Origin of the sequence: Mucilaginibacter lappiensis (assembly GCF_900155965.1) — a bacterium.
Taxonomy (GTDB): Bacteria; Bacteroidota; Bacteroidia; order Sphingobacteriales; family Sphingobacteriaceae; genus Mucilaginibacter; species Mucilaginibacter lappiensis.
In genome coordinates this window covers 71,770-95,744 of the sequence record NZ_FTMG01000001.1, presented here as the reverse complement: position 1 = coordinate 95,744, position 23,975 = coordinate 71,770, and the positions used below count along the sequence as shown (strand labels likewise).

The 23,975-nt window shown below is 39.7% G+C and carries 25 protein-coding genes and 1 pseudogene; 15 read left to right on the top strand and 11 right to left on the bottom strand.

Going from position 1 to position 23,975, the window contains the following annotated elements; translation table 11 throughout:
* Positions 1 to 283 precede the first annotated feature (283 nt).
* From BW976_RS00440 to BW976_RS00420, 5 genes are all read left to right on the top strand, one after another.
* Entirely contained in the window at positions 284 to 1,186 is a 903-nt protein-coding gene (locus tag BW976_RS00440; protein ID WP_076369316.1) for an AraC family transcriptional regulator, read from the top strand.
* A 51-nt stretch (positions 1,187 to 1,237) separates the two neighbouring features.
* A complete protein-coding gene (locus tag BW976_RS00435) occupies positions 1,238 to 3,031 on the top strand; it encodes a DUF885 family protein (protein ID WP_245834586.1) in 1,794 nt (597 codons plus the stop codon).
* A gap of 50 nt (positions 3,032 to 3,081) precedes the next feature.
* The gene (locus tag BW976_RS00430) at positions 3,082 to 4,491 is read left to right on the top strand and encodes an APC family permease (protein ID WP_076369314.1); all 1,410 of its coding nucleotides are present in this window, start codon (positions 3,082 to 3,084) and stop codon (positions 4,489 to 4,491) included.
* 162 nt (positions 4,492 to 4,653) lie between these two features.
* Complete coding sequence (locus tag BW976_RS00425) at positions 4,654 to 6,360, top strand: hypothetical protein (RefSeq protein WP_076369312.1); 1,707 nt, start codon at positions 4,654 to 4,656, stop codon at positions 6,358 to 6,360.
* A gap of 141 nt (positions 6,361 to 6,501) precedes the next feature.
* Complete coding sequence (locus tag BW976_RS00420) at positions 6,502 to 8,889, top strand: alpha-L-rhamnosidase-related protein (RefSeq protein ID WP_139332146.1); 2,388 nt, start codon at positions 6,502 to 6,504, stop codon at positions 8,887 to 8,889.
* Between the two features lie 27 nt (positions 8,890 to 8,916).
* On the opposite strand, the gene BW976_RS00415 is transcribed toward BW976_RS00420, so the two are convergent.
* Positions 8,917 to 9,768, bottom strand: coding sequence for a helix-turn-helix domain-containing protein (locus BW976_RS00415; RefSeq protein WP_076369308.1), 852 nt, complete (start codon positions 9,766 to 9,768; stop codon positions 8,917 to 8,919).
* A gap of 94 nt (positions 9,769 to 9,862) precedes the next feature.
* Between BW976_RS00415 and map the strand changes: the two genes are divergently transcribed.
* From map to BW976_RS00390, 5 genes are all read left to right on the top strand, one after another.
* A complete protein-coding gene (gene map / locus BW976_RS00410) occupies positions 9,863 to 10,624 on the top strand; it encodes a type I methionyl aminopeptidase (protein WP_076369306.1) in 762 nt (253 codons plus the stop codon).
* Between the two features lie 116 nt (positions 10,625 to 10,740).
* Positions 10,741 to 11,097: a nuclear transport factor 2 family protein gene (locus BW976_RS00405; RefSeq protein WP_076369304.1), complete on the top strand. Its 357-nt coding sequence runs from the start codon at positions 10,741 to 10,743 to the stop codon at positions 11,095 to 11,097.
* A gap of 199 nt (positions 11,098 to 11,296) precedes the next feature.
* A complete protein-coding gene (locus BW976_RS00400; protein WP_076369302.1) occupies positions 11,297 to 11,497 on the top strand; it encodes a dihydrofolate reductase family protein in 201 nt (66 codons plus the stop codon).
* A 25-nt stretch (positions 11,498 to 11,522) separates the two neighbouring features.
* Positions 11,523 to 12,143 (top strand): dihydrofolate reductase family protein, encoded by a 621-nt coding sequence (locus BW976_RS00395; RefSeq protein ID WP_076369300.1) that lies wholly within the window; start codon positions 11,523 to 11,525, stop codon positions 12,141 to 12,143.
* Positions 12,144 to 12,249: 106 nt separating this feature from the next.
* Positions 12,250 to 12,459: a TonB-dependent receptor plug domain-containing protein gene (locus tag BW976_RS00390; protein ID WP_245834585.1), complete on the top strand. Its 210-nt coding sequence runs from the start codon at positions 12,250 to 12,252 to the stop codon at positions 12,457 to 12,459.
* A 280-nt stretch (positions 12,460 to 12,739) separates the two neighbouring features.
* Here the strand turns inward: BW976_RS00390 and BW976_RS29965 are convergent, their stop codons facing one another.
* Positions 12,740 to 12,871: a two-component regulator propeller domain-containing protein gene (locus BW976_RS29965; RefSeq protein WP_394333008.1), complete on the bottom strand. Its 132-nt coding sequence runs from the start codon at positions 12,869 to 12,871 to the stop codon at positions 12,740 to 12,742.
* Between BW976_RS29965 and BW976_RS29960 the strand changes: the two are divergent.
* Positions 12,816 to 14,201: pseudogene (locus BW976_RS29960) on the top strand (outer membrane beta-barrel family protein). The gene BW976_RS29965 and the pseudogene BW976_RS29960 overlap by 56 nt on opposite strands.
* Positions 14,202 to 14,228: 27 nt before the next feature.
* On the opposite strand, the gene BW976_RS00375 reads toward BW976_RS29960, so the two are convergent.
* From BW976_RS00375 to BW976_RS00365, 3 genes are all read right to left on the bottom strand, one after another.
* The gene (locus BW976_RS00375; RefSeq protein ID WP_076369294.1) at positions 14,229 to 14,987 is read right to left on the bottom strand and encodes a hypothetical protein; all 759 of its coding nucleotides are present in this window, start codon (positions 14,985 to 14,987) and stop codon (positions 14,229 to 14,231) included.
* Between the two features lie 150 nt (positions 14,988 to 15,137).
* Complete coding sequence (locus tag BW976_RS00370) at positions 15,138 to 16,388, bottom strand: sensor histidine kinase (RefSeq protein WP_076369292.1); 1,251 nt, start codon at positions 16,386 to 16,388, stop codon at positions 15,138 to 15,140.
* Entirely contained in the window at positions 16,388 to 17,062 is a 675-nt protein-coding gene (locus tag BW976_RS00365) for a response regulator transcription factor (RefSeq protein ID WP_076370557.1), read from the bottom strand. The genes BW976_RS00370 and BW976_RS00365 overlap by 1 nt, the downstream gene beginning before the upstream one ends.
* 176 nt (positions 17,063 to 17,238) lie before the next feature.
* Here BW976_RS00365 and BW976_RS00360 point away from each other — a divergent pair, with 176 nt between their 5' ends.
* Positions 17,239 to 17,916, top strand: coding sequence for a cytochrome b/b6 domain-containing protein (locus tag BW976_RS00360; RefSeq protein ID WP_076369290.1), 678 nt, complete (start codon positions 17,239 to 17,241; stop codon positions 17,914 to 17,916).
* A 69-nt stretch (positions 17,917 to 17,985) separates the two neighbouring features.
* On the opposite strand, the gene BW976_RS00355 is transcribed toward BW976_RS00360, so the two are convergent.
* The 5 genes from BW976_RS00355 to BW976_RS00335 are packed head-to-tail and all read right to left on the bottom strand — an operon-like array spanning position 17,986 to position 21,270.
* Positions 17,986 to 19,206 (bottom strand): DUF3570 domain-containing protein, encoded by a 1,221-nt coding sequence (locus BW976_RS00355; protein ID WP_076369288.1) that lies wholly within the window; start codon positions 19,204 to 19,206, stop codon positions 17,986 to 17,988.
* Positions 19,207 to 19,221: 15 nt separating this feature from the next.
* A complete protein-coding gene (locus BW976_RS00350) occupies positions 19,222 to 19,449 on the bottom strand; it encodes a DUF4266 domain-containing protein (RefSeq protein ID WP_076369286.1) in 228 nt (75 codons plus the stop codon).
* Between the two features lie 3 nt (positions 19,450 to 19,452).
* Positions 19,453 to 20,409 (bottom strand): FAD:protein FMN transferase, encoded by a 957-nt coding sequence (locus BW976_RS00345; protein ID WP_076369284.1) that lies wholly within the window; start codon positions 20,407 to 20,409, stop codon positions 19,453 to 19,455.
* Positions 20,396 to 20,833, bottom strand: coding sequence for a thioredoxin family protein (locus BW976_RS00340; protein ID WP_076369282.1), 438 nt, complete (start codon positions 20,831 to 20,833; stop codon positions 20,396 to 20,398). Before BW976_RS00340 ends, BW976_RS00345 begins: the two co-directional genes overlap by 14 nt.
* Positions 20,834 to 20,844: 11 nt before the next feature.
* Positions 20,845 to 21,270, bottom strand: a complete 426-nt coding sequence (locus tag BW976_RS00335; RefSeq protein WP_076369280.1) for a QcrA and Rieske domain-containing protein — start codon at positions 21,268 to 21,270, stop codon at positions 20,845 to 20,847.
* 489 nt (positions 21,271 to 21,759) lie between these two features.
* Here BW976_RS00335 and BW976_RS00330 point away from each other — a divergent pair, with 489 nt between their 5' ends.
* Together BW976_RS00330 and BW976_RS00325 are read left to right on the top strand one after the other, a co-directional pair.
* Positions 21,760 to 21,951 (top strand): helix-turn-helix domain-containing protein, encoded by a 192-nt coding sequence (locus tag BW976_RS00330; RefSeq protein WP_139332145.1) that lies wholly within the window; start codon positions 21,760 to 21,762, stop codon positions 21,949 to 21,951.
* Between the two features lie 147 nt (positions 21,952 to 22,098).
* Positions 22,099 to 22,482, top strand: coding sequence for a fatty acid desaturase (locus tag BW976_RS00325; RefSeq protein ID WP_221283236.1), 384 nt, complete (start codon positions 22,099 to 22,101; stop codon positions 22,480 to 22,482).
* Positions 22,483 to 22,570: 88 nt separating this feature from the next.
* On the opposite strand, the gene BW976_RS00320 is transcribed toward BW976_RS00325, so the two are convergent.
* Positions 22,571 to 22,876 (bottom strand): TonB-dependent receptor, encoded by a 306-nt coding sequence (locus BW976_RS00320; protein WP_076369276.1) that lies wholly within the window; start codon positions 22,874 to 22,876, stop codon positions 22,571 to 22,573.
* Positions 22,877 to 23,350: 474 nt separating this feature from the next.
* Between BW976_RS00320 and BW976_RS00315 the strand changes: the two genes are divergently transcribed.
* Positions 23,351 to 23,974: an outer membrane beta-barrel protein gene (locus BW976_RS00315; RefSeq protein ID WP_076369274.1), complete on the top strand. Its 624-nt coding sequence runs from the start codon at positions 23,351 to 23,353 to the stop codon at positions 23,972 to 23,974.
* The last annotated feature ends 1 nt before the right edge of the window (position 23,975 follow it).

Here is a 23,975-nt window from a genome sequence, read left to right as displayed (position 1 = left end):
TCTCACACTATTTATACTTTTATTGACAAAGTATCCGTTATACGTCTATTTATAATTGTTCAGTAAACAATTATAAATAGACGTATTTGATATTCATAATTGTATATTTTAAAATTGTTTATTTAACAATAAAAAGCGAATTGACTATCAGTTTTCAAAGCAATTTTTACCGGCCTATCACAATAAATTAGCAAATAGTAACCGGATATTATCCTGTTTTACTCAATTATTAGTTTTTTAAGTTAAGTAAATGTAAATTCAGGAAGAATTAACTCATATCAAGATGAAAGTTTTACAATTTACCATCCCGCTGCCACATGATAAAAGTGTGATAGTGGAAAAAGTTTGTCTACCTCATCATTATCCATATCTGCACAGGCATAAAGAAATCCAGATCACCTGGATAAGGCAAGGTGAGGGAACTTTGATAGCTGGAAACAATATGCATGATTATTCGGCTGGAGATGTGTTTTTTTTAGGATCAAATTTGCCGCATGTATTTAAAAGTAACCCGGAGTATTTTGCACATAATACCAATAAACAAGTAGAGGCTTTAACTATATTTTTTGATCCGGAGGGTACCTTGGCTCCCTTTTTTGATCTGCCGGAGATGACTCAGGGCAGGATATTTATGCAGCAGCACCAGCAAGGATTTAAAGTTCCAGATGGTAGTGCTGGTGAAATATCACAAATAATGACCACCTTAAAAAGTGCTTCAGGTTCTGATCAGCTGGTGCAATTTTTATACCTGCTTAAGGGACTAACTAATTTAAAAGATAAATTAGATCCATTATCGACATACGGTAATCTTCCGGGCATTACCGAAAATGAGGGTATACGTATAGGAAAGATCTATAATTTTATTATGCGGCATTACAGCGATCCTATTACGCTGGAGGATGTGGCCAAAGTTGCTTATATGACTCCTGAATCATTTTGCCGCTATTTTAAAAAGCACACCGGTCATACTTTTATTTCATTTCTAAATGAGATCAGGATCAACGAAGCCTGTAAAAAACTGATCGCCCATAAATTTGAAAGTATCAACTCCATTGCCTATAAATGCGGGTTTAACAGCATTACCAATTTTAACCGGGTTTTTAAGTACGTTATTGGCAGCTCCCCACGTGGTTACCTGGATACTTACAACAATAATTTGGTAAACCTGAACAGGGTTGCCAGTTAAAAATAGTTGGAGAAAAATTTGCGTTCACTTTACCCTTTAATAAAAAACATAGTGTTTACAACTCCATCTAAAGGCTATTTCACACTCCTAATTACATTTTCTTTAACCATATATGCCTTCAAAGGTAAGGCGCAAACACCAAATATTCTTTATGAACAAACCAGCGAAACGGCCGGTTTGATCACCCGGTATGGCCAGGATATTAGTGCTATTAAAGATTTCTATTCACCATATAATGTTAATGAGCATGCCGAATATCAGTATAAAATGGATGTGCTCAATTCACCCGAGCAGCGGAAAAGATTGACAGAAGTTAATAACGATTATTTAAAACAGCTTGATAAAACTGAATTTTCTGCACTGAGTATATATGGTAAGGTTGATTATATACTGCTTAAAAAGAAGATAAATTTTGAATTGCTTGGTTTAAAAAAAGAGGATGAACAGTATAAGCAGATCACAAAATATATTTCGTTTGCTGATGGGATATATGCACTGGAACAAAAACGACGTCGCGGCACATATCTGGAAGGGGAAAAGGTAGCTGATGAACTTAATACTATTCTAAAAGAACTAAAAACAGATTCTTCTACATATCATAATCTTCAGGGTTTAGACATGCCCCTGGCAAAAATGACCCGGGATGCATTATTGGGTTTAAAAGGCAGGTTAAAGGATTTCTATAATTTTTACAACACCTACGATCCTAATTTTACCTGGTGGGTACCCGAGCCCTACAAAGTTCTGGATAAAGCATTACAAAAGTATAGTGACCTTGCTATAAGTAAAGGCAAAATTAACACTACTCAAAAAGCAGATGGTAGTGGCATAAAAGGTGTGCCAATTGGCAGGCAGGAGCTAATTAATCAGTTACAAGCTGAGATGATTCCTTATACTCCGGAGGAACTTATCAAGCTGGCTAACAAAGAGTTTGCCTGGTGCGATAAGGAAATGCTCAAGGCATCTCAGGAAATGGGTTTTGGTAACGACTGGAAAAAGGCGCTGGAAAAGGTAAAAAACAGTTATGTACCTGTGGGGCATCAACCAGCGTTAATTGTGAAGCTATATAATGATGCCATTAGTTTTATTAAAGAACGCGATTTGATCACCATACCTCCGCTTGCCGAGGAAACTTGGGGAATGGTAATGATGTCGCCCGAACGGCAGTTGGTAAACCCGTTTTTCACAGGTGGGAAAGAGATCAGTATTTCTTACCCCACAAACACCATGCAGCTACAGGACAGGTTAATGAGTATGCGGGGTAACAATCCCTATTTTTCAAGGGGTACGGTACAGCATGAACTTATTCCTGGCCATAATCTTCAATATTTTATGAACAGCCGATACAAATCATACCGTCAGGATTTTACCACCCCTTTTGCTATCGAAGGCTGGGCACTATACTGGGAACTGCTGCTTTATGATAAGGGCTTCGCTAAAACACCCGAAGAACGGGTTGGTATGTTGTTTTGGCGTATGCACCGTTGTGCACGGATCATATTTTCCCTCAATTATCATTTAGGGAACTGGACACCGCAACAATGTATTGACTTTTTAGTGGATAGAGTTGGACATGAAAGGGCCAACGCCGAAGGTGAAGTACGGCGATCATTTAAGGGCGATTATAGTCCGCTTTACCAGGTAGCTTATTTGTTAGGTGGCCTACAGCTCATGGAGCTTAAAAAAGAGATGGTGGATAGCGGTAAAATGACCTACAAGCAATTTCATGACGCGGCTATCAAAGAAAATCTTATTCCTGTTGAAATGTTAAGAGCTACGTTAACTAATCAGCCTTTAAGTAAGGATTTTACCACCAGCTGGAAATTTTATGACTTTAATAAATAAGGCTGTTATTATTTAATCATTCCCCATTAATGCCCTAATCATTTAGTTATATGGATAACAGCACCTCATTTAAACCGTCGTTAAGACTGATTGATGCTACCATGCTGGTAGCCGGCAGCATGATAGGTTCAGGCATTTTTATTGTAAGCGCAGATATTACCCGTAACGTGGGCAGTGCAGGCTGGTTGATATTGGTTTGGCTCATCACCGGTTTTATGACACTTACAGCGGCACTAAGCTATGGCGAATTAAGTGCGATGTTCCCCAGGGCCGGTGGCCAGTATGTTTATTTAAAAGAAGCTTATAGCCCCTTAGTTGGTTTTTTATATGGGTGGAGTTTTTTTACGGTGATACAAACTGCAACTATAGCAGCCGTTGGTGTTGCCTTCGCAAAATTTACAGCCTATTTGCTGCCGCAGATCAGTGAAGATCTGGTTGCCATTGATCTTGGTTTTATAACTATATCACCTGCTCAATTACTTTCTATTGTGGTTATTCTATTATTAACCTATATCAATACCCGGGGAATCAATAGTGGTAAAATAGTACAAACCATATTCACTATGGCCAAATTGCTTAGTTTACTGGGTTTGATTGTTTTTGGCTTGTTTGCATTAAAGGCTTCTGTATGGAGCAGCAACTGGCATAATGCCTGGAGCATACACCGTTTAAAACCTGATGGATCTATAGCATCCTATACCATTATAGCCGCGCTGGGTGCCATCGCCTCAGCCATGGTTGGCTCGATATTCAGTAGTGATTCCTGGAATAACGTAACTTTTATTGCCGGCGAAATAAAAAATCCTAAAAGAAACATTGGCTTAAGTCTTGCCTTGGGTACACTCATTGTTACGGTGATATACATTTTAACCAATATCATGTATACCGGCGTATTGTCGCTGCATGATATAGCTGTGGCAGAAAAGGATAGGGTGGGTGTTACCGCATCACAAGAGATATTTGGAAGTTCGGGTACCATAATTATAGCCTTACTGATCATGGTATCCACCTTTGGCTGCAATAATGGCCTCATTATGTCCGGTGCTCGTGTGTACTATTCAATGGCTAAAGATGGGTTGTTTTTTAAGCAGGTAGGTACACTTAATAAAAATGCAGTCCCTGGATTTGGCTTATGGCTGCAATGCATTTTTGCTTGTTTATGGAGTCTGAGTGGTAAATATGGCGATCTGTTGGATATGATATCATTTGTGGTGGTTGTTTTTTATGTGCTGACCATCGGCGGTATATTTATATTACGCAAAAAAATGCCCTATGCCGAACGGCCATATAAGGCTTTTGGATACCCCGTTTTACCTTTTATTTACATGATCATGGGGTTGGCGTTCTGCCTGCTGCTTATTAAATACAAACCTCAATACACCTGGCCGGGACTGATCATCGCGCTTGCCGGTATACCCGTATATTATTTTATTGGTGCTAGTAAGCAGAGAACGATTTGACTTATCAGATTACTCAAAAAGACAGACAGGGATAGTGGATGCTTGAGCTATGATTACATTAGCCTGAACCATTATAAACACTATGCGATGAAGTTAGCCAGTATCTTTTTTTAAGATAGCGCAATAAAAATGGCTTCCATCGCTATCCCGTAATCTATCTTAATGAAAAATAAAATCAGCAAAGTTTTTGGAGGATCTATCATAATAGGACTGGTGTGCGTTTGCATGTTAAGCTCATTTCAAAGTCAGACCAAACAAGAAAAGGCACCTCTGAAAGATCAGCCAACGCCCAGGATTGTCAATATCGTCAATTTTATACGTTTATTGGAACCCCGCGATGCAGCAATTACCGAGGATGTACTATATCAGACTGTGGTTAAGCAGGCGGAGATCATGAAAAAGTATAAGCTCGGGGGCACCTTTTTATTGCAATATGACGCTCTTATTGACCCGAGATATCAAAAATTACTGAAGACCTTACCTCGTGATTCTTTTGAGATAGGGGCCTGGTGGGAAATTCCACAACCCCAGGTAGAGAAGGCTGGGTTGCAGTGGCGCGGACGATATCCCTGGGACTGGCGTGCTAATATTGGTTTCTCTACAGGTTACACGCCAAAAGAACGTGTAAAGCTGATTGATGTATACATGACCGAATTTAAAGGGATCTTTGGATATTATCCTAAATCGGTTGGTTCCTGGTTTATAGATAGCTATAGCCTGAATTATATGTATCAAAAGTACCATATTGTAGCCTCCAGTAATTGCAAGGATCAATACGGTACAGATGGCTATACCTTGTGGGGGGGGTATTGGAACCAGGCCTATTACCCGAGTAAGATCAACTCTTATATGCCGGCACAAAACGAAAAGAATCAAATTCCGGTACCCATCTTCCGGATGCTTGGATCCGATCCTATACGTCAGTATGATAATGGTTTGGGAACGACGCGCCAGGGAGTGGTAACCCTGGAGCCTGTTTATAAATTCGGAGGTGGTGATTCTACTTGGGTAAACTGGTTTTTAAAATCGTTTACGGAGGATAAATGTCTTGGGTTTAATTATACACAGGCGGGTCAGGAAAATTCCTTTACCTGGGATGCTATGGCTAAAGGTTTTGAAATTCAGATGCCTTTGCTGGCAAAGCTAAGAGACGAGCATAAGATCAGGGTGGAAACTATGGAAGCATCCGGGCGCTGGTTTAAAGAGAAATATAAAGTTACCCCGGCTACTTCATTCGCTGTAAGTAAGGATATCGAGGGAAGCGATTTGAAAACAGTGTGGTTCGATAGTCGTTTTTATCGGATCAACCTGCTATGGGAAAACGGCAATCTCCGTATCCGTGATCTTCACCTTTTTGATGAAAGTTTTCCTTCTGTTTATACCAATGAGGTAGCAACATCTAATGAGTGTTCCTTTTTTACCTTACCCGTTATAGATGGTTATATTTGGAGTAAGCCCAATCAAATAGCTGGTTTAAGGTTAAAAGTGTTGATTGATGGTCAGGAAGTATTGGTAAAAGGAAAAGATCCGGTATACAGTCAAACTCAACCCGGTCACTTACATGTATCCTGGCCGTTAATGTCTGTTAAAGGATCTTTTGAAATGGATATGGATGAAAAGGAATTGAAAATGACTTTAGTCAGCGACCATGCTTATACCTGGTATTTTGATATGACTACCGCTGCTGATGCGAAACTGCCTTTTGAAAAAATCACCGATAAGCAGATTACGTGTCGTTTTGAAGGTATGGATTACATTTTTAGATCGATCAAAGGTAATTTTTCAGAGCCAGGTAACGGGATTTTATTCCGCTTAAAACCACAAATAAATACTATCCTGTTTGATCTTTCCGCCATCAAAAAGCCTTGAATTTTAAAACCATAGCTGTTTATGTTTATAAAAAAAGTATATACTATTTTTATTTATTTCCTGTTCCTTTTTTCGTTTATCAACGGCATATCGAAAACGAGACTTAATGATGATAAATCGATCACTATAACTAGTTCTCATATGTCGATGGTAGTTAACTACGGGAACAAAGCCAGTATTACTTCGCTTATAGTTAATGGGCAGAAGGTGGTTAGTGGAACGGACGGGGCCTTTACATCGGTTAAGGTGGGCAGTATTACTTATTCTTCCCTGCAGTTGAAAGGTAAACCCATATTATCGAGTATCCCGGACGGTATTCAGATCAGCAGAATCAGCTATGGTGATAAAGAGCTGACTATTAATGAAAATTGGACCTTCCTGAAGCAGAAAGAAGGAATTAAGTGGCGTATAGAAAGATCTTTTTCCAAAGCAGTAAAGGTAGAGGAAGCCGCTATGCCCGTTATTAATTTTGATCGAATTAACACCTGGGAGGGGGCTTATCAAGGCTATGGTGGTATTGCTTGGTTTTACCTGTTTAATGAGAAACTATGTACATATGGCGTTCACACGCGGTCTTCAAGCTTCTGGAACCGTAAAACCAATAATGGGTTAAATATTACGGTTGACGCACCTGATAAAGAAGTGGCAATGAAGTATACCCGTACGAATGAAGACCAGATGGCTTATACAATTACTGTTGCCGACCAGGAAATGTTACCACGCTTAGACAGTGGCACCAACCGGCGGCGGTTTATCAGGAAAGGTACGGATGTATGGGCACCTTTTAATATAAGCGGTGGTAAAAGCACGCAGAGTTTAACGTTTAGTTATTTTGATTATCAGGAAAAATATGGCCGGGGTAAGTTAGTTGGTGTAAACGCAGGTCAGGTGAGTGCCGTATTGGGTACCATAGCCCGCATTGGTGTTATTGATTCTCTCCATTTTGGAGGCAATAGCTGGGCAACGCCTTATGGCCCAATATGTTTACACGAGCAATATATTGCTCAGTTAGGCCTAGGTATTAACGATCCCAATTATTTGAATGGATATAAAAGCTGTCTTGATTTTTATCGGGATCACGCCATAAAGCCAGATGGGCGCGTTTATCCACGTTGGGCCTACACCAATGAAGACGCGATGCCGGGCCAATGGAACAAAGAGGGTTTTTATGAGGCCCAATGGGGTATACTCATGGATTCGAACCCAGATTTAGTAACCAATGTGGCCGAATTATATGATATGACTGGCGATGAGAAATGGGTGAAAACACACCAGCTTTCCTGCGAAAAAGCTTTAGATTGGATCCTGAAAAGAGATAGCAATGGTAATGGCCTGGTTGAAATGATGACCGATTTTACAGGGCAAAAACACAGCAGCGATTGGATTGATATCATTTGGGCATCCTATGAAAATGCCTTTGTGAATGCCAAACTTTATCATGCCCTGGTAAAATGGGCCGCAGTAGAACGTTTGCTTCACAATACTGCTAAAGCCGACCAATACGAAGCCTTCGCATCAAAACTCAAAGTAAGCTTCAATAAACCCACCAGTGAGGGTGGTTTTTGGGATGAAGAAAAGAAATGTTACGTTCACTGGCGGGATAAGGACAATTCCATACATGGCCGTAATATGGTTACCCCGGTTAATTTTATGGCCATTGCCTATGGTATTTGCGAAGATCAAACCCGGCAAAAGCTTATTCTGGATAATATAGAGGCACAAATGAGGCATGAAAAACTTTTCTTCTGGCCATTAGCCATGACCTCATATACTCCAGCTGAAGGGAAAGAATATCAGTACCCTTTTCCTGAATATGAAAACGGCGACCTGTTTTTATCATGGGGCGCTTTAGGAGTTAAAGCTTACGCCAGTTATGATCCCGCTATCGCAGTTAAGTATGTCAAAAATGTATTGGAGCAATACGGTAAAGATGGGTTAGCCTACCAGCGATACGGTCGTTTGAAACAGGATGGCCGGGGCGATGATATTTTATCAGGCAATAGCTTGTCCATCGTAGGTTTGTATCAGGCTGTATATGGGGTAAATCCTCTATATAACCGCTTTTACCTCGATCCTCATATCACACCAGAACTTGCAGGTACCGAACTGAAATATAATTTCAGGGGGCAGCGCTTAATCATAAACCTTGATAATGACAATTATTCAATATCCAACAAAACATTTAAAGTGATTAGTCCTAAAAGTTTTGGTTTTAACGCAACCGCCAATCAGTTGTACTATTTTAATGGCAGCAATCCGCACGCTGCTCTGCAAGTTACAACAGATAAACCCTTAACATTAAAATTCAATAACTGGGGGCAAAAGAAAATGGAATGGGAGCAAAGCATAACCAAGTCATCTGCTACACCGCTAGCTTACCTTATCAGTGAACTAAGCTCTAATACTCAGTATAAGATATCTGTTAATGGGCGTTTTTTACAAAAAGTAAGCAGTAATAGTAAAGGGGAGTTGCTGGTGCATTACAAGGCGTTGCATTTGAAGGAGAAAATTAATGTTGATGAGGAGTAGTGAATCGTTACTAACACAAGCTCATGTTTAACTTATTTGACGGAGATCAGCATGTGATTGAAACTTCAGGTACTCCAATGGTGTTTTTCCGGTATAGGCCTTAAAATCTTTTAGAAAGTGGTTTGCATCATAGTATCCGTTTGATATGGCGATTCGCATCAAATTGACATCCTCATTTCCAACCAATTCCAGGTAAGCATGAATAAAACGTTGGAGTTGAATGTACTCTTTGGGCAAAAGTCCAATATGTTGCACAAAGCTTCTTTCCAGCCACTTATAGTTTACGCCAGCATCATGGGTCACATTTCGTACAGTACTTTTCCCTTTTATTTTATGGATATAATTCAATGTTTTATGTAAGGTTTCAGGAGTATCGATCTCCGTAAAAGAATGCTGAACATATGTTTCTACAAATGCTACCTTTTCTTCAATAGAATTGTGCTCGAAAAACCCTTTTATACTAAAGTTATTGTTCCTGGCAATGTATTCAAATGGGGCAACTGGGTTATATCTAAAATATAGAGCGTCTAAACCAAACAACCGGTAGAAAGCACCCGGATAGAAACGAACTATAAAAATCGGGTCGGTATTATTATTGTATTTTACATAAATATTCTTAATGGAGCCGGCGCTTGCCCATGCCGCTTTAATTTCAAATGCGTTGCTTTGTCCTGTTACCATTACGGTATCTTCGCGATTTTGCAAAAATACAAGCACGGGAAACCCATCATTGAAAATAAGATGTGTATTATCCATGGGGTCTCTGGCGAAAATATAAAAGCCTTCGACCACAGATTCAAGCTCGGTCGCGGGACTAATTCTATAACCATCTGCGTTAAATTCCCCTAATTGTATCTTTTTCAGATAATTTATTGGCATGTCGCAAATTTACGGGAAATATTAATGGTCGGCGAATAATACCTATGTCTAATATTTACTATGAGCATAGTTTAAAGAGCCCGAACTTTGCATCATGGTTGTAAAAACGGAAGAAGAGCTGCAAGGCATAAAGAGAGTAAGTGAGGCTGTTGCGCTTACCTTACAGAAAATGAAAGCCTTTACACAAATAGGCATGTCTACAAAAGGTATAGACGAATACGGAAGACAACTGTTAGAGAGTCTTGGTGCAAAGTCTGCCCCGTTCGAAACCTATGGCTTCCCCGGCTATAGCTGTATCAGCGTCAATAACGAGTTTGCTCATGGCATTCCTTCAGACAAAGTCATTCTGAGAAATGGAGACCTCATTAATATCGATGTATCCGCAGAGCTGGATGGTTTTTGGTCTGACAATGGATGCTCATTTGTTGTTGGAGAAGATATTCAGGGTTTACAACATTTGATTGATACTTCCAAAGAAATATTATTGGATGCAATTTCGCACATTAGCGGGGGAGTAAGAATTTCTGATATTGGAAAACTGATAGAAACCAAAGCCAAAAAGGCGGGATATGTTGTTATCAGGGATTTAGGTGGGCATGGGGTTGGGCGAAGCTTACATGAAGAGCCCAGTGGGATAATGAATTATTACGATCGTTTTGATAAAATCAGGCGATTTAGAAAGGATTCTGTTGTTGCTATAGAAACATTTATTTCAACCAAGTCGGCATTTATTGAAACAGCTTCAGATGGTTGGGCGTTTGTTGGTAATAGAGGTGGATTTGTAGCCCAGCACGAACACACCATATTGATAACGTCTGGTAAGCCCATGATTTTGACGGCGAGGAATGGGATATGAACTGGCAACTAAGCAATATTAAAAATTACCAAAAACAAAAGAACCTTTAAACACCTTTTACTATTCCTGAACGTTTTAAAAAGTATTAATGGTAAATATAAAATTAGAAATTCTACATGAACTCGAATAATAAAACAATACTGGAAAAGGCAAATGCAGCTATCACAGAAGGTGACTATGAGGGTTTTCTGTCTTTTTGCACCGACGATACAGAATGGATATTTGTAGGCGACAAGACCCTACGGGGGAAAGAAGCCGTTCGGCAATATATGGCAATAGCATACATGGAGGCGCCGAAGTTCATGGTAGAAAACTTAATCGCCGAAGGGGAGCTTGTTACAGCACTCGGCAAAATCAGTATGAAGGACGAAGACGGGAAAATGGTTGATTATTTATATTGTGATGTCTGGCGTTTTCGAGATGGTAAGATGGCCGAATTAAAAGCTTTCGTCATCGAGAACAAGTCAAGGTGAAAACTTGAGGAAGATTCAGCTATGATCGGCGTTGTTACCTTACATCAACAACAAAGTCCTCCATTTATCACTAATTTGACGATAGAGCTTTTGACGTAAACACCCCCTTTTTTTGTCGCGGATAACCCTGGCCACGATGGATGAAATATTTTAATTTTGAGGTTCACATAAACCGGATCAGAAAATCAAAACCAATTAAATGAGAAATGTAATTTACGCAACCAACACAACCTTAGATGGCCACTGCGACCATACTCAATTCTATCATTTTGTGGTTCATCCGATAGTTGAAGGAGAAGGTAGACAGTTGTTTGATGGTATTAACCAGCAAGAGAAATTACAAGTGAAATCGGTAAAGTCGGCGACAGGGCTAACGATCAAACCAACAGACAAAAATTAAATTTGACAAACAATAAATAAAAATTATGAACAAAATTATCTTTGACAGCGGGATATCTCTTGATGGCTTTTTCGCCGGCGATAACAGAAGCCCAAGCAACCCAATGGGAGGCGTTTCTCCAAAAATCCACATGTGGATGTTTAAACAAAAAGCATTTTGGAAACACATCAATATGGAAGGCGGTGAAGAATACGGCGCAGATAGTAAATTAATTGATGATGTGTTTGCAAGAACAGGTTCTTACATTATGGGAAAACGAATGTTTGAAGAGGGTGAAGTTCATTGGGAAGAAGATTTATACAAAACAGATGTTTATGTTCTAACACACGAAAAACGGGAACCTTGGGTTCAAAAGGGGACAACAACTTTTTATTTCATCAATGACGGAATAAAAAGCGCATTAGAAAAAGCAAGGCAATCTGCCAAAGGAAAGGACATAAGAATACAAGGTGGTGCGGATACTATTCAACAATATCTCAATGCAGGTCTTGTGGACGAATTTTTTATTCACATTTCTCCCGTTTTTTTAGGAAGTGGTATTCGGCTCTTCGACGGCATTGACAAAGACAAATATGATCTTCAGATTGTAGAAGTAATACCATCAGACTTAACAACACACTTAAGATACAAATTGACGAAGAAATAATAACAACTATCGCTAACAAGACATTGCCGCAACGGGGGCTGACGGGGGTTAATGGAACATTTTTGCCAAATTCAGCTGACGGTTTTCAAAATCTGAACATTGCGGGGTGATAGGTTTTTCCAACGAGCAGGCCATAGCCACTTATATAGATGGTGTTTATCAATTTTATTATTTTTCCGCGCCACCCTTGTTTAATGACATACAAAGTATCGAGATATTACGAGGGCCGCGGGGAACGCTATACGGGTGTAACGCATTTGGGGGTGTGGTAATTTTAGTAATAAATGACTTTAGCAGTCATTGCGCAGTCTTATGAATTTAATAAAAAAATAAACCCATAATAATCAAGTTATTATGGGTTATAAATAGAACCGGTATGTACACAAGCCGTACTAATATCGAACCAATTTATGGACGATTTAAAGCGAATTGCTGTCTTAAGGTATTAAAGTGTTTCATAGCCGCTAATTAAGTTATTAGCTATACAAATTATTTGCGATCCTGTTTCCCTTTAAAGTCAGTAATAGTATTTCCATCATAACGACCTATCTTCTAAAACAGAAAAGAAGTATTCCGAACTTACTTTACTGGTAATATTAGTAATATGATTTTCCATCGTATCGAAAAATACCGTCAAATGCAGCAATCCAAATGTTGCCCTTTCTATCTTGTATGATATTGCGAGTGGTGTTGTTAGGTCCGTGGGAGGTAATTACCTCTTTGTTCAAGGATAATCCCTTCAATTACACGACAGGTATTCAGCTTCTCCCTCAGCTGGATACAGCAGGTCGGTCCATCAATATCGATGCCGACCATTCGGAATACCGTAACTTTCCTTTACAGTATAATTTTAACACCCTTGAAGATTTCAATAATAACTTTCTCAGTGAAACCGATGTCTTGTTAAGACAACATAGACAGCTGGATATTTATGGAACCAAAGTGGATTATACACGGCCATTGAAAAACAAAAGCAGTTTCGAAGCGGGCCTCAAATCCAGTTATGTGAAAGTTATTAATGACAACATCTATTATAACCAAACCGGCGGCCAAAGCATTACGGATCCTTCGCAAAGTGATTACACGGTCAACTCCGAAAATATCAATGCAGTCTATGTTAATCTAAACCAAACCTATAGCAAACTAACGCTACAGGCCGGTTTGCGTGCGGAGCAAACGGTTACCAAAGGAAATGATCAGCAATCAGGTAGGTCTATTAATCAGAACTATTTACAGTTGTTTCCGACCGTGTTCCTTAACGAAAAGCTGAATGAAAAAAATACCCTGGTCTTGCGCCTGGGCAGAAGAACGGAACGGCCGGATTATCATGAACTGGTACCTTTCCGTAGGCCGCAGACAGCTATGCTGTTTTTCCTGGGCAATCCCCATCTCCGACCTCAGACCTCCTGACACGGGGAACTATCCTAGGCTTGGCAAAGTACATTCATCATAACCCTGAATTATGATATTTATAAAGACTATATCCGGACCCTGCCTTTCGTGGACAGCAATCAAACCACGCTCACTCGAAGGCCGATCAATATACAAGGTGCGCGCGCCTGGGATATTGATCTCGTTTATACCAAAAAAATAACCAGCTGGTGGACAACCGACAATACGGTTTCCATTTATTAAAATGCTTTTACCGGGCAGGCCCGGGGCTATAGTTTAAATAATTCCGGTCTGGCTTCTATAGACCTGACCGCCAATAATAGTTTTCAGCTCAATGAACTCCTGTGGGCGGAATGTGACTTTGAATACAGTTCCAAGCGGCAATATGTCAACTCCACTTTCGGGGCCTATTCTAGCTTGAGCATAGGAATCAAGCGGCAACTGTTTGACAAAAAAGCATCCCTTTCACTCAATGCCAATAACATCTTGCAAAGCGAAGCTCATTACGGGATTGATCGGAATCTCGTATTGTATCAATATTCTTATTTCAGGGATTATTCGCGATACATCAGCCTTAATTTTTCCTGCCGTTTCGGACCCGGGAAGACCAACAAGGTGCATATCGACTCCGGTTCTTCAGATGAACAGAAACGCACCGGTAACTGACCCTGAATGTGTAAAGTTGTATCCAGTTTAAAACCTCCTGCCTATAATGATTTTGATAATGGCCTTATCTGCATTTTGTGTAAAACCATATCCTATACCGCCGTTAAATTCCCATTTAGGATCAAAGTTCAGATCCGTCGCTGCAAATAATTGATGATCCTGTTGCCGGAAAGCATCATAATGGAAAAAGGGACCGGTACTTCCATAATATTCTAATCCAAGTGCAACAACTTTGGTTACGTCATAGCTGCCTTTAACATTGGGTGAAAAGGTAAATCCTCTGTTCTCATCTGGCCCCTTGAAGCTTTTCTCCAGCGTTGGATTAACAGAAATATATAGCTTATTCCATTTTTTATCAACGATAGGCCTTATCTCGAGCGTACTTGTATTGGCTGAAAATGCACTTTTCTGAAAACCAAATTCAGTTGAAATACTCACACCCACGGGCCAGTTCCAACTCTGTGGTGCAGCGACCCTTGGTCTGATATGTGAACCAACATAGGCCGTTCTGCCAGCATCACCTATGGAATTAAAAAAATAGAAGCCGGTCTCGAACCATGTTGTCCAGCCATGGGTTATCTCAATCGTTTCATGTTCTACATGGTTTGTCGCAAGCTCACCATTAGTGACTGTCTTACTTCCATTTAATGTGAAATTACTGTGTAGTTCAACCATGGTTTTCCCTTTTTCAACTGTTTCAGAACCATAAACCTGAATCTCATAATTATCCTGTGCTTTAAGATTAAGAGAAGAAAGGGCAAGAATCAGCAAGCATATATATATCATTGATATTCGGCTTTAAAACTCATGTAAATCACATTCGCTTTAAAACTATAGCTGTAATCTGAAGCAAACTTGAAGTTGACCGCTAAATTTTAATTGTATAAAAAAAGTGACAAAACAGGAACATTATTACCGCCGATTGAATAAAGTTTGTTAAAATTTCAGAGTAAACGTGTGCCATCCCGATTCATAATAATAATGAATTATATACCCGTAATGCTGACAAATATTTTTAACCAATGTTAATCCGAGTCCAGTGCCTTGTGAATCTTTGCCCTTTTGAAAACGCTCAAAGATCATTTGTTCATCTAACGAATGGGTGGTGCCGGTATTCTTAATCGATAATTGCTCTCCGTTCAATTCGATAATAATTACGCCGCCAGAGCTATTGTGTCTGATCGCATTGCTGAACAGATTATTTAATAAAATATCGATCAGGTACTTGCTGGCCAACACTTGCTTAGCCTGCAGGTTATGTTTAAACGAAAGGTCTTTAGTTTGCATCAGTTCCTGAAATTGCAGCATTTTTTCAGATAACACAGTGTCAAGGCTAATTGGTATTTCATCAGCGATCAGTTTATTTTCCAGTTTGGCCAGTAATAACAACGATTGATTAAGGCGGCTGGATTTATTGATCGAGCTGTAGATGTCCGTGATCTGCGCTAATTGTTCGGCACTTAATGTTTCATCCTGGATCAGCGTATCCAACTTTGTGGTCACTACAGCCAATGGAGTCATCATTTCATGCGAGGCATTCTCGGTAAATTGCTTCAGGTTCAGGTAATCATGTGTTACCCGCAAGGACATCTCCCGGATAGCTTTGTTAAGTTCAGCAAACTCATCCACTTTACTCGGTTTACCCTTAAACTGGTCAACATCAGCGATGTTGAATTGCTTTATTTCCTTTAATGTTAGTTGAAATGGTTTCCAAAGGCCATTGAGAAAATATTTATTACTGATAAAAAGTACCGATAGCAAACCTGCCAGCAAAGCCAGTGTAATAATGGTAATAACCTCTATGAGATATTTTTGCCCAGCTCTAGAGATAGTGATGATAACTTTGTAACCCGTATCCTTTAACTTAACCAGATCTTCAACCGCACGCCCAGCCTCTTTCCGCTGTTCTTTTGGGTTAAAATAGGTAGTATCAAAAAAACGCTTCTGTAATTGCCACTGATTAGTTTTGATAAATACCGCGTGATCTTTGTCGAGGTCATATTGCTGTGGATCCTGATTGCTGCTTCGTACATACTCCTCCGCTTCTGTTAATTGTTGCTGCAGACCACGGTCCAGTTGTTGCTGGGCAATGTATTTGATAGCAAAGTAATAGATAACAGCCCCCGCTAATAAGACCATTAAGGTGCTATAAATACTCGTTCTGGTATAATGTTCAGATAATTTCATTAACCTGTAAATTTATAACCAAGCCCATAAATGGAAGTTAAATAGTCTTTACCCCCTGCGTCGAGTAGTTTCCTACGCAAATTTTTAATGTGGGTATAAATAAAATCGAAGTTATCGTGCATATCCATCTCATCGCCCCATAGGTGCTCGGCAATGGCATTTTTGGAGATAACTTTACCCTTGTTGGCAATAAAGTACAATAACATATCATATTCCTTCCTGGTTAAGATAATAGCGGTTTCGTTAACTTCAACCGTTCGGCCCAATAGATCGATGGCAATCTCGTTAAATAACAGCTTATTATTAGTATTTAAAGCCTTTCTGCGGTAAACGGCTGCCAGGCGTGCCTTGAGCTCAGCTAAGTGAAATGGCTTGGTCAGATAATCATCAGCGCCAACATTCAGTCCCTTTAGTTTATCATCCAAGGAATTTCTTGCAGAAATAATCAAGACCGCTTCATTCTTATGATTGGTTCGCAGGTACTCCAAAACACCGAAACCTTCTCCGTCAGGTAACCCTATATCCAGCAAAACACAATCATAATCATAGTCTGATAGTTTTTGCAAAGCCGGATTCAGGGCACCACAACTCTCGCAGATATTACCATCCACGTTTAAATAGTTTGTGATATTTTCACGTAAACTTTGCTCGTCTTCTATTACCAGTATTTTCAATACTTGCTTTTTATTCAAATGTAAACATCAAAATTGAAGATAACCTGAAGCTTACAAGGTTTACTGTTTTATAAATTGGAAAGCACTATAGCAACTACAGATTTACTTCATTTTCTTGTGATAATTTACAAGCAATTGAAAAAAGCACAACCCAACCTCACTAATTTAAAACCAATATGGCAACAATAGAACCAGTTCGTCAGGATGTAGGGTACCAGGGGCATATTAAAAAATATTCGACCTCGCTACGTATATGGCACTGGGCAAATACCATCGTTATCAGCGGTTCACTACTTACAGTATTGATCAATTCAACCATTATCAATGAAAGGCCTGTATCGGCTTTGGTCAAAACTGAATTAAAGAATGCCGGTGCCACGGTTAGCGATGAGCAGGCTGGTTCAGTTGCACACGCGCTTGGCGATAGCGTCTGGAAAATACACATCTATTTTGGGTATGTATTAGTTGGTCTGCTTTTATTCCGCTTAGCTCTTGAGTTTTTTCAACTGGCTGATCAAAAGTTCATTCGTAAAATGAAAAGCGCTTACCGGCAATTTCAAACCATGAAAAAGAACCGAGAGGTGGCCAAACACGAGTTTACCGTAAAAGCTATTTATGCTGTGTTTTATATTTTGCTCATGGTTATGGCTGTAACCGGTTTGTTTTTGGCCTTTGAAGATCTGTTAGCACCTTTCAAATCTATCAGGCATAGCGTTAAATATGTTCATGGCTTTTGTATGTACCTGATCCTTGCTTTTATTGTGGTTCACCTTGCCGGTGTTTTTTTAGCGGAACGTAAGGATAGTCAAGGAATTGTATCTGACATGATTAACGGCGGAAGCGATCATGAGTGATTATTTCCCGATCATAAGTTTAGCAAGAAAGCGATGCTCAGGTTAACTACCAGAGCATCGCTAAACTAACTATTTAAATTTCATGGCCAGGGTTATAATGTTCGAATTCAGGCCGGTGGAACGCATATAATGGCCGGCCCTGATTTCCAGTGAATTGAAATGCTGCCAGCCAAATACTCCAGTAGGAGGGGATAGTCTGATATTGGCCCCCACAAAATTGCTATGTAAGGTAGACAGATCATAATCACTGGTGTAATACGTATCCGTAGGCTTATGTTGTCCATAAGTAGCAAAATAGCGTGTACCCTGCTGATTGTTATATCGATAATAGGGGCTCACCGATACAAATGAAGTCAGCTTAACGGGTATTTCAACTTCGGCAGTATGTGCCCGGATGCCCCAGTTATCCATGTAATACCGGTAAAATGTCCTGATCACGAAATGATCATCCAGAAAGTAGTTAAACCGCACCGCAATAGGAAGCTTATACCGACTGCCCGGCAGGTTTTCTACCCGTTCAGATCCATCAGTAAAATAATCGCGCTGGTATTTAGTGGCCAGTAAACCATGCTGGTAGGAGGGCTCGATGATCAGTAAGGCCTGCAATCGCGTGGTAAGTACCTGCGAAAGAGAAAAAGAAGTACTGAATGAATTGCGCGGACTATGGTCCACAGGTCTATCATCCTTATTTGATCCAGAACCGTACCCTGGCGGTCGTAGTTCAACCGGCAAAATTACTTTCCAGGTATCCAGGAAAACCATTCCCTTAAAATCAAACTGGGTATTCTTATCTTTAGATACCCGTATAAGATTTATTCCTCCGCCGAAAGACTGATAATCGAACTCATGCGAATAAGATCCTGTTAGCCCGAAAGCATTGCCGGTTTTGTCATTCGAAACCGTCCAGTTCAAGGATGGATAGACACGGGTGTCCTGCCTGGAGGCAGAGGAGATACTGTTCGGGTCGATCTTATCCGATGATGCCGAAGTATAATGATCCACACCCAGTTCAAAGGTAAAGGTGTGCTTTTTACCACTGGCACCATATTTTGAAAGTTGCAAGTCAAACGTATTGGCAAAATCAGTTAGGTTTTCGGTGCCGATGCCTCCTGTTACTGCAGAATTGTTGCCATTTTGGTGGTAATAAGCCGAAATAATGTTGATCTCTTCAATTTTAAGCTTCCGTGTTTCGTAATTGCTACTATCCTTAACCGGCAAGGCTTTGGTTTGCGCATGCGAAGCGACGATCCCTAAATATAGAGCGGCAACACATAAATATATTTTTCTCATATCAGTAACCCGCCTTTAGTTACATCCACAGCCACCACCGCTTTTTCCGCCATTAGCTCCCGAAGCACCTTCACGGTACAGCTGAAAGCTTTGCTCAAACTTCTGTGACTTTCGGGCAGATAACTCCATTTCGGCGTCGTTCAACCTGTTCTTTTGATAGGCCTTTACTGAAGAGCATGAGCTTAATCCAAGCGCCGGTATACTGCCGACCAGCAATAATTTAATCAGGAGTGGTTTTTTCATTTGTTAATTTTTAACGTTAATGTTTCTGGAGGTGTAAAGCCGGTTATCATCATCAATAATGACGCACGCTATCTGTTGTAATTGGTTCACCAAATCGAGCCCAACACGGATACCCATAACTGTTACAGAAGTGGCCATGGCATCAGCAAACTCGGCGCTGGGACAAATGATGCTTACGCTTTTGATCCCGCCTACTGGCAGGCCGGTTTTAGGGTCGATAGTATGGGAATATTTTTTGCCGTTGATAATGGCATATTTTTCATAGTTACCAGATGTAGCGATAGCCATATTGCTGATATTAAGCGTAGAAAACGGCGTCATTTGCTTATCCGGGTCCGCAATAGCTATCGTCCAGGGATGACTGTTGGGCTGAGTTCCCCAAGTGATTAAATCACCGGCCGCATTCACGATCCCGCTGCCTACGCCATTTTGTTGCAACACAATTTTAGCACGGTCGGCCGCATAACCTTTTCCGATACCACCAAAGCCAATGCGCATACCTTTTTCCTTTAGGAAAACCGTTACGTTAGCAGGATCAAGAATAACATTTCTATAATTGATCAGTCCAACGGATTTAAGTGCGGTTTCAGCATCAGGTAAGGCTTTCATATTGACGTCGAAGTTCCAGAGGCTTTTATCTATTGAACCGTACGTAATATCGAATGCACCCTGGGTCAGTTCTGATATTTTAAGGGAACGTTCGATTAGTTGGTAAACTTCGAGGTCAACCTTTATCGGCCTGATACCTGCAGCTGCATTGATCTGGTTGATTTGGCTATCGTCGCTGAAGGTCGTTAGCAACTTTTCGATTCGGCGGATCTCGGCAACTGCTAAGTCAATACGGCTATCAGCCCAATCTATATGATCACTAACCACGCTGATCTCGAACCGGTTTCCCATCAGCTTTAAGATTCGCTTGTGCACGGTTTGTGCTTTTTCTATCGTTTCAATGGTTGGCATTTGCAAAAGGTTTGATCTGGTTAATAAACTGATCTGGAGATTCATCAGGATAGCCATCCCATTCTTTTAGTACTTTACCATGCTCATTAACCAGCAGGGTAAATGGAAACTTGCCATCGGGATTGTATTTATCCGCCAGGGCTTCATTCAGTTTTACCTGTTCTTTGCTCAGCTGATTTTTCTTTTGCCGGGGGAAATCGGCACGAACCAACACCAGGTGATCTGTAGCAAAGTCATTGAATTTTTCTGATTCCAGAATTTCCTTTCTCAACCGTATGCATGGGCCGCACCAGTCAGATCCGGAGAAATTCACAAGGATCAGCTTATGTGCTGCTGCTGCCTCAGTTTGTGCTTTATTGAAATCATCGAGCCATGTGACAGGGCTGGTTGTAAATAAGAAAAGAAAAATTGTTAATAATTTCATTTTTATTACTTTTAAGAGAACACCCTCAGTGATGATCCGGTTAATGTAGTTTGATATACAGTTAGGTTACGGTTTGCAGGCGAATTTTTAACAACACCTGCTTCTGTAAAAGCTGAGCCGTGGTTATTACAGTAAAACTGCTGGTTACTGCCTTGATAAATCAATGGATAACTCTGGTGAGTACAGGATTGCTGAACAGCGACATAAGTACCTGCAGTTGTTTTGGCAACAATAACACCGTTAGATGCCAAATAGCCCCCATTTGTCAACAATGCAGCATTAGCTGATATAGTAAGGTCAAGTGTAAAATTTATGTCTGAAGGGCCGTTTACGCCGGAAGTGCCATTGTCAGATTTTTTGGAGCATCCTGCACAATTGATCAATGCGAAAGATGCAGCAGTAAGTCCGATAGCTGAAAGAAATTCTTTTCTATCCATAATTGAAAATTTAGTATTGTAGAAACCTGTATAGTATAGCTTAATCCTCCAAATAACTTAATTAAGTACAGACCAAAGCGAAAGCACATTAGTATGGATAAACACCATGCTAATCGTATGAGTAGTATTGATTCAGCAGCAATATTATCAGTAGATTCTGTAGTTGACATGAAATTGAAGCCATTTAACAGATTTTAACAGACTTGTTTTTAATGTATTGCTATTAGAAAGTGTATTAACATGACATCGTTGGGTCTTAGCTGCCATTTAGTATTTCAAAAACACATGGATCTGATCGTCGTTTAATTAGTCAATTTGTAAACTACAGATTTGCTTCAAATTTGGAAGCTAACTTAGGGTGGCCTCAAAAAATTCGTCACTGTGCAGGTAAGTAAAAAGAATCAGATGGTCAATCAACCGCAATATAGATCCTCCAAATCCCGAATCACTAAACAAGAGGAAAACTATAACCGGATAACTGATCAGATCATGTCCTATATAAAAGGCCTTTCAGCCGAGGAAGACGCGGAAACACTTTGGTTTGGAATGAGATTTAAAGGGTATGAATTGAGTATCAGTTCCTTTAATACCAAATTAAAAAAGCTGGTTGAAGCTGGCTTGGTTGAAAAAAGATCTGTTGGCTATAATAAGCATTTTTACCGGGCTTGTCTCAATGTTTAATCAGATCAAAACAAACCGAGTTTTAGAAATATAATAGAACAAAAGTCGAATTATGGTCTTCTATTGATGATATAAACTCTCACCTCATTCTGATTCCTCAGACCTGCGAAGATTTTATAATGAAATAATATCTATCGGTTTGTTGCCATGTTTGGCAATTGGGCACAACATGCCTTTATAGATCCGTTTGATCATGGCAACTCCTATAAGAATAGTATTACCTGTATAAATTCAAAATACAATTGGCAATGCTGGAATGATGGGTACCATATTTCTCATCATTTAAAGCAGAATTTACACTGGACAGAACATCCTGCATATTTTCAGCATACCATTATAAATTACAGTATAAACAATGCAGTCGTTTTTTATAAGATTGATTTTATCGAAGTTTCGTTCTATTTGTTGATTAAACGCTATGATCTTTTGGCAAAGTATTTTGTAAATATTGGCGATTGTTTTGATTCAGATAAAGAAATAATAACGTTTTTAAAGGGAAGGGTTCAGCGTTTTGAATTTGCAAAACAATAATATAACCTCGATAGAGCAAAACAATAAATCTCAGATTAAAAAATTTGAAAATTTAACTTCAAATGTATAAATGTAGTTAGTAATCAATTCAGCAGTATTTAATCCTGATCCCGGCATTGACGACCACTCCATCGAATGGCGCGTAAATGTCCCTGAAGTTTGGCTTAGTAATGCTCCCCGTATAAATATTCCCCCAGCGGGTCTGCCTTTGATCTGTAAGGTTCTCGGCATTGATAAAAACATCCATGTGTTTCCATATTTTTTGAACTAATAAACCAAAGGTTGCATAGCCCTTTAGTGTGGTATCATCGCTTAACAATTGCGGCCCGGTATAAAAACTCTCGGCACCAAAACGGAAACTGCCCTCAATCTCATAGGTTACATCAAAGCTCAATTGGTTTTTAGGTGTTAAAGGCTGTGTTTAAAATGCTTTAAATGAAAATAGTGCTGAATGAAGAGCCACGAATAAGTTATAATTGATAATAAATTGTTAACATCAATCATCTTGAGTGCCGATAGCTGCTGGTTTTATATGGAGTAATTTTCGAACTATGAAATTAAAGTGTTAGAAAGCCGGGGTAATTCAACTTTTGCTCAGAATCTGTCTATATGTTTGTTACATTAAGATATCGTCATTGAATTGATAAATTAATTTCAATGACGATATCCATGCCTGTTGCTTAACATTAATCCAATTTAATCAATGACGGTTCTTTCAACGATCTCTAAACACCAGGATATTGTTCAACTTGCTTATTTAAAGCTGATTATTATTCCCCTTTGGATCAGTAAGGTGTTATTTGCCGATAATGAGCTGATTCATAAAACTGGAGTGTAAGTAATGGTTCTTTGGCCCGGTTCGTTAAAGATGAAATTAGCCCGATTGCTTATTCAAGTCATCGTGTTATTGTTGCTGTCTGGAATTGGTAGCAGGAGTTACGCGCAGACAGAAAGCGTTACCTCCAGAATTTATTTCCCAGGCTCCATCGGGCTGAACCTGCCGTTTGATGACTCCCGACTTCACTTAAAAAACGGTACGTTACTGACAACCGCATTGGAATACAGACCGGTTAACGGGAATGCCTTATTTTTTAGATTTAACTATGATGCTGTTCACAATCATTATCAGCAGGTTTATTCCAATTCGCCCACCAATGTAAATACCGGAAAACTGTCCGCAGATATCTTTTCTCTAGGCTTAGGTTATCGTCGTAAAGTAGGGGGCATCAAAATGTTTGGTATTTTGCAACCCGGGTTGGCTATCAATAGTTATGACCGGGTTAATTTTAACCCCGAAACCATAAGTATAGATCAGATCAGTCGCCGCCATTTAAGTATAAAACTCACCTATGGGATAGAGTATTACCTGGCAGAACATTTTGCCTTAACACTTGAATCCTCTTATTTTTATCTCTCTCCACATGGAAGCTACAAATTACTTAACCCAAGTAGTTTAAATTTCAATATAGGCTTTACAACAACTTTGTTTTAAT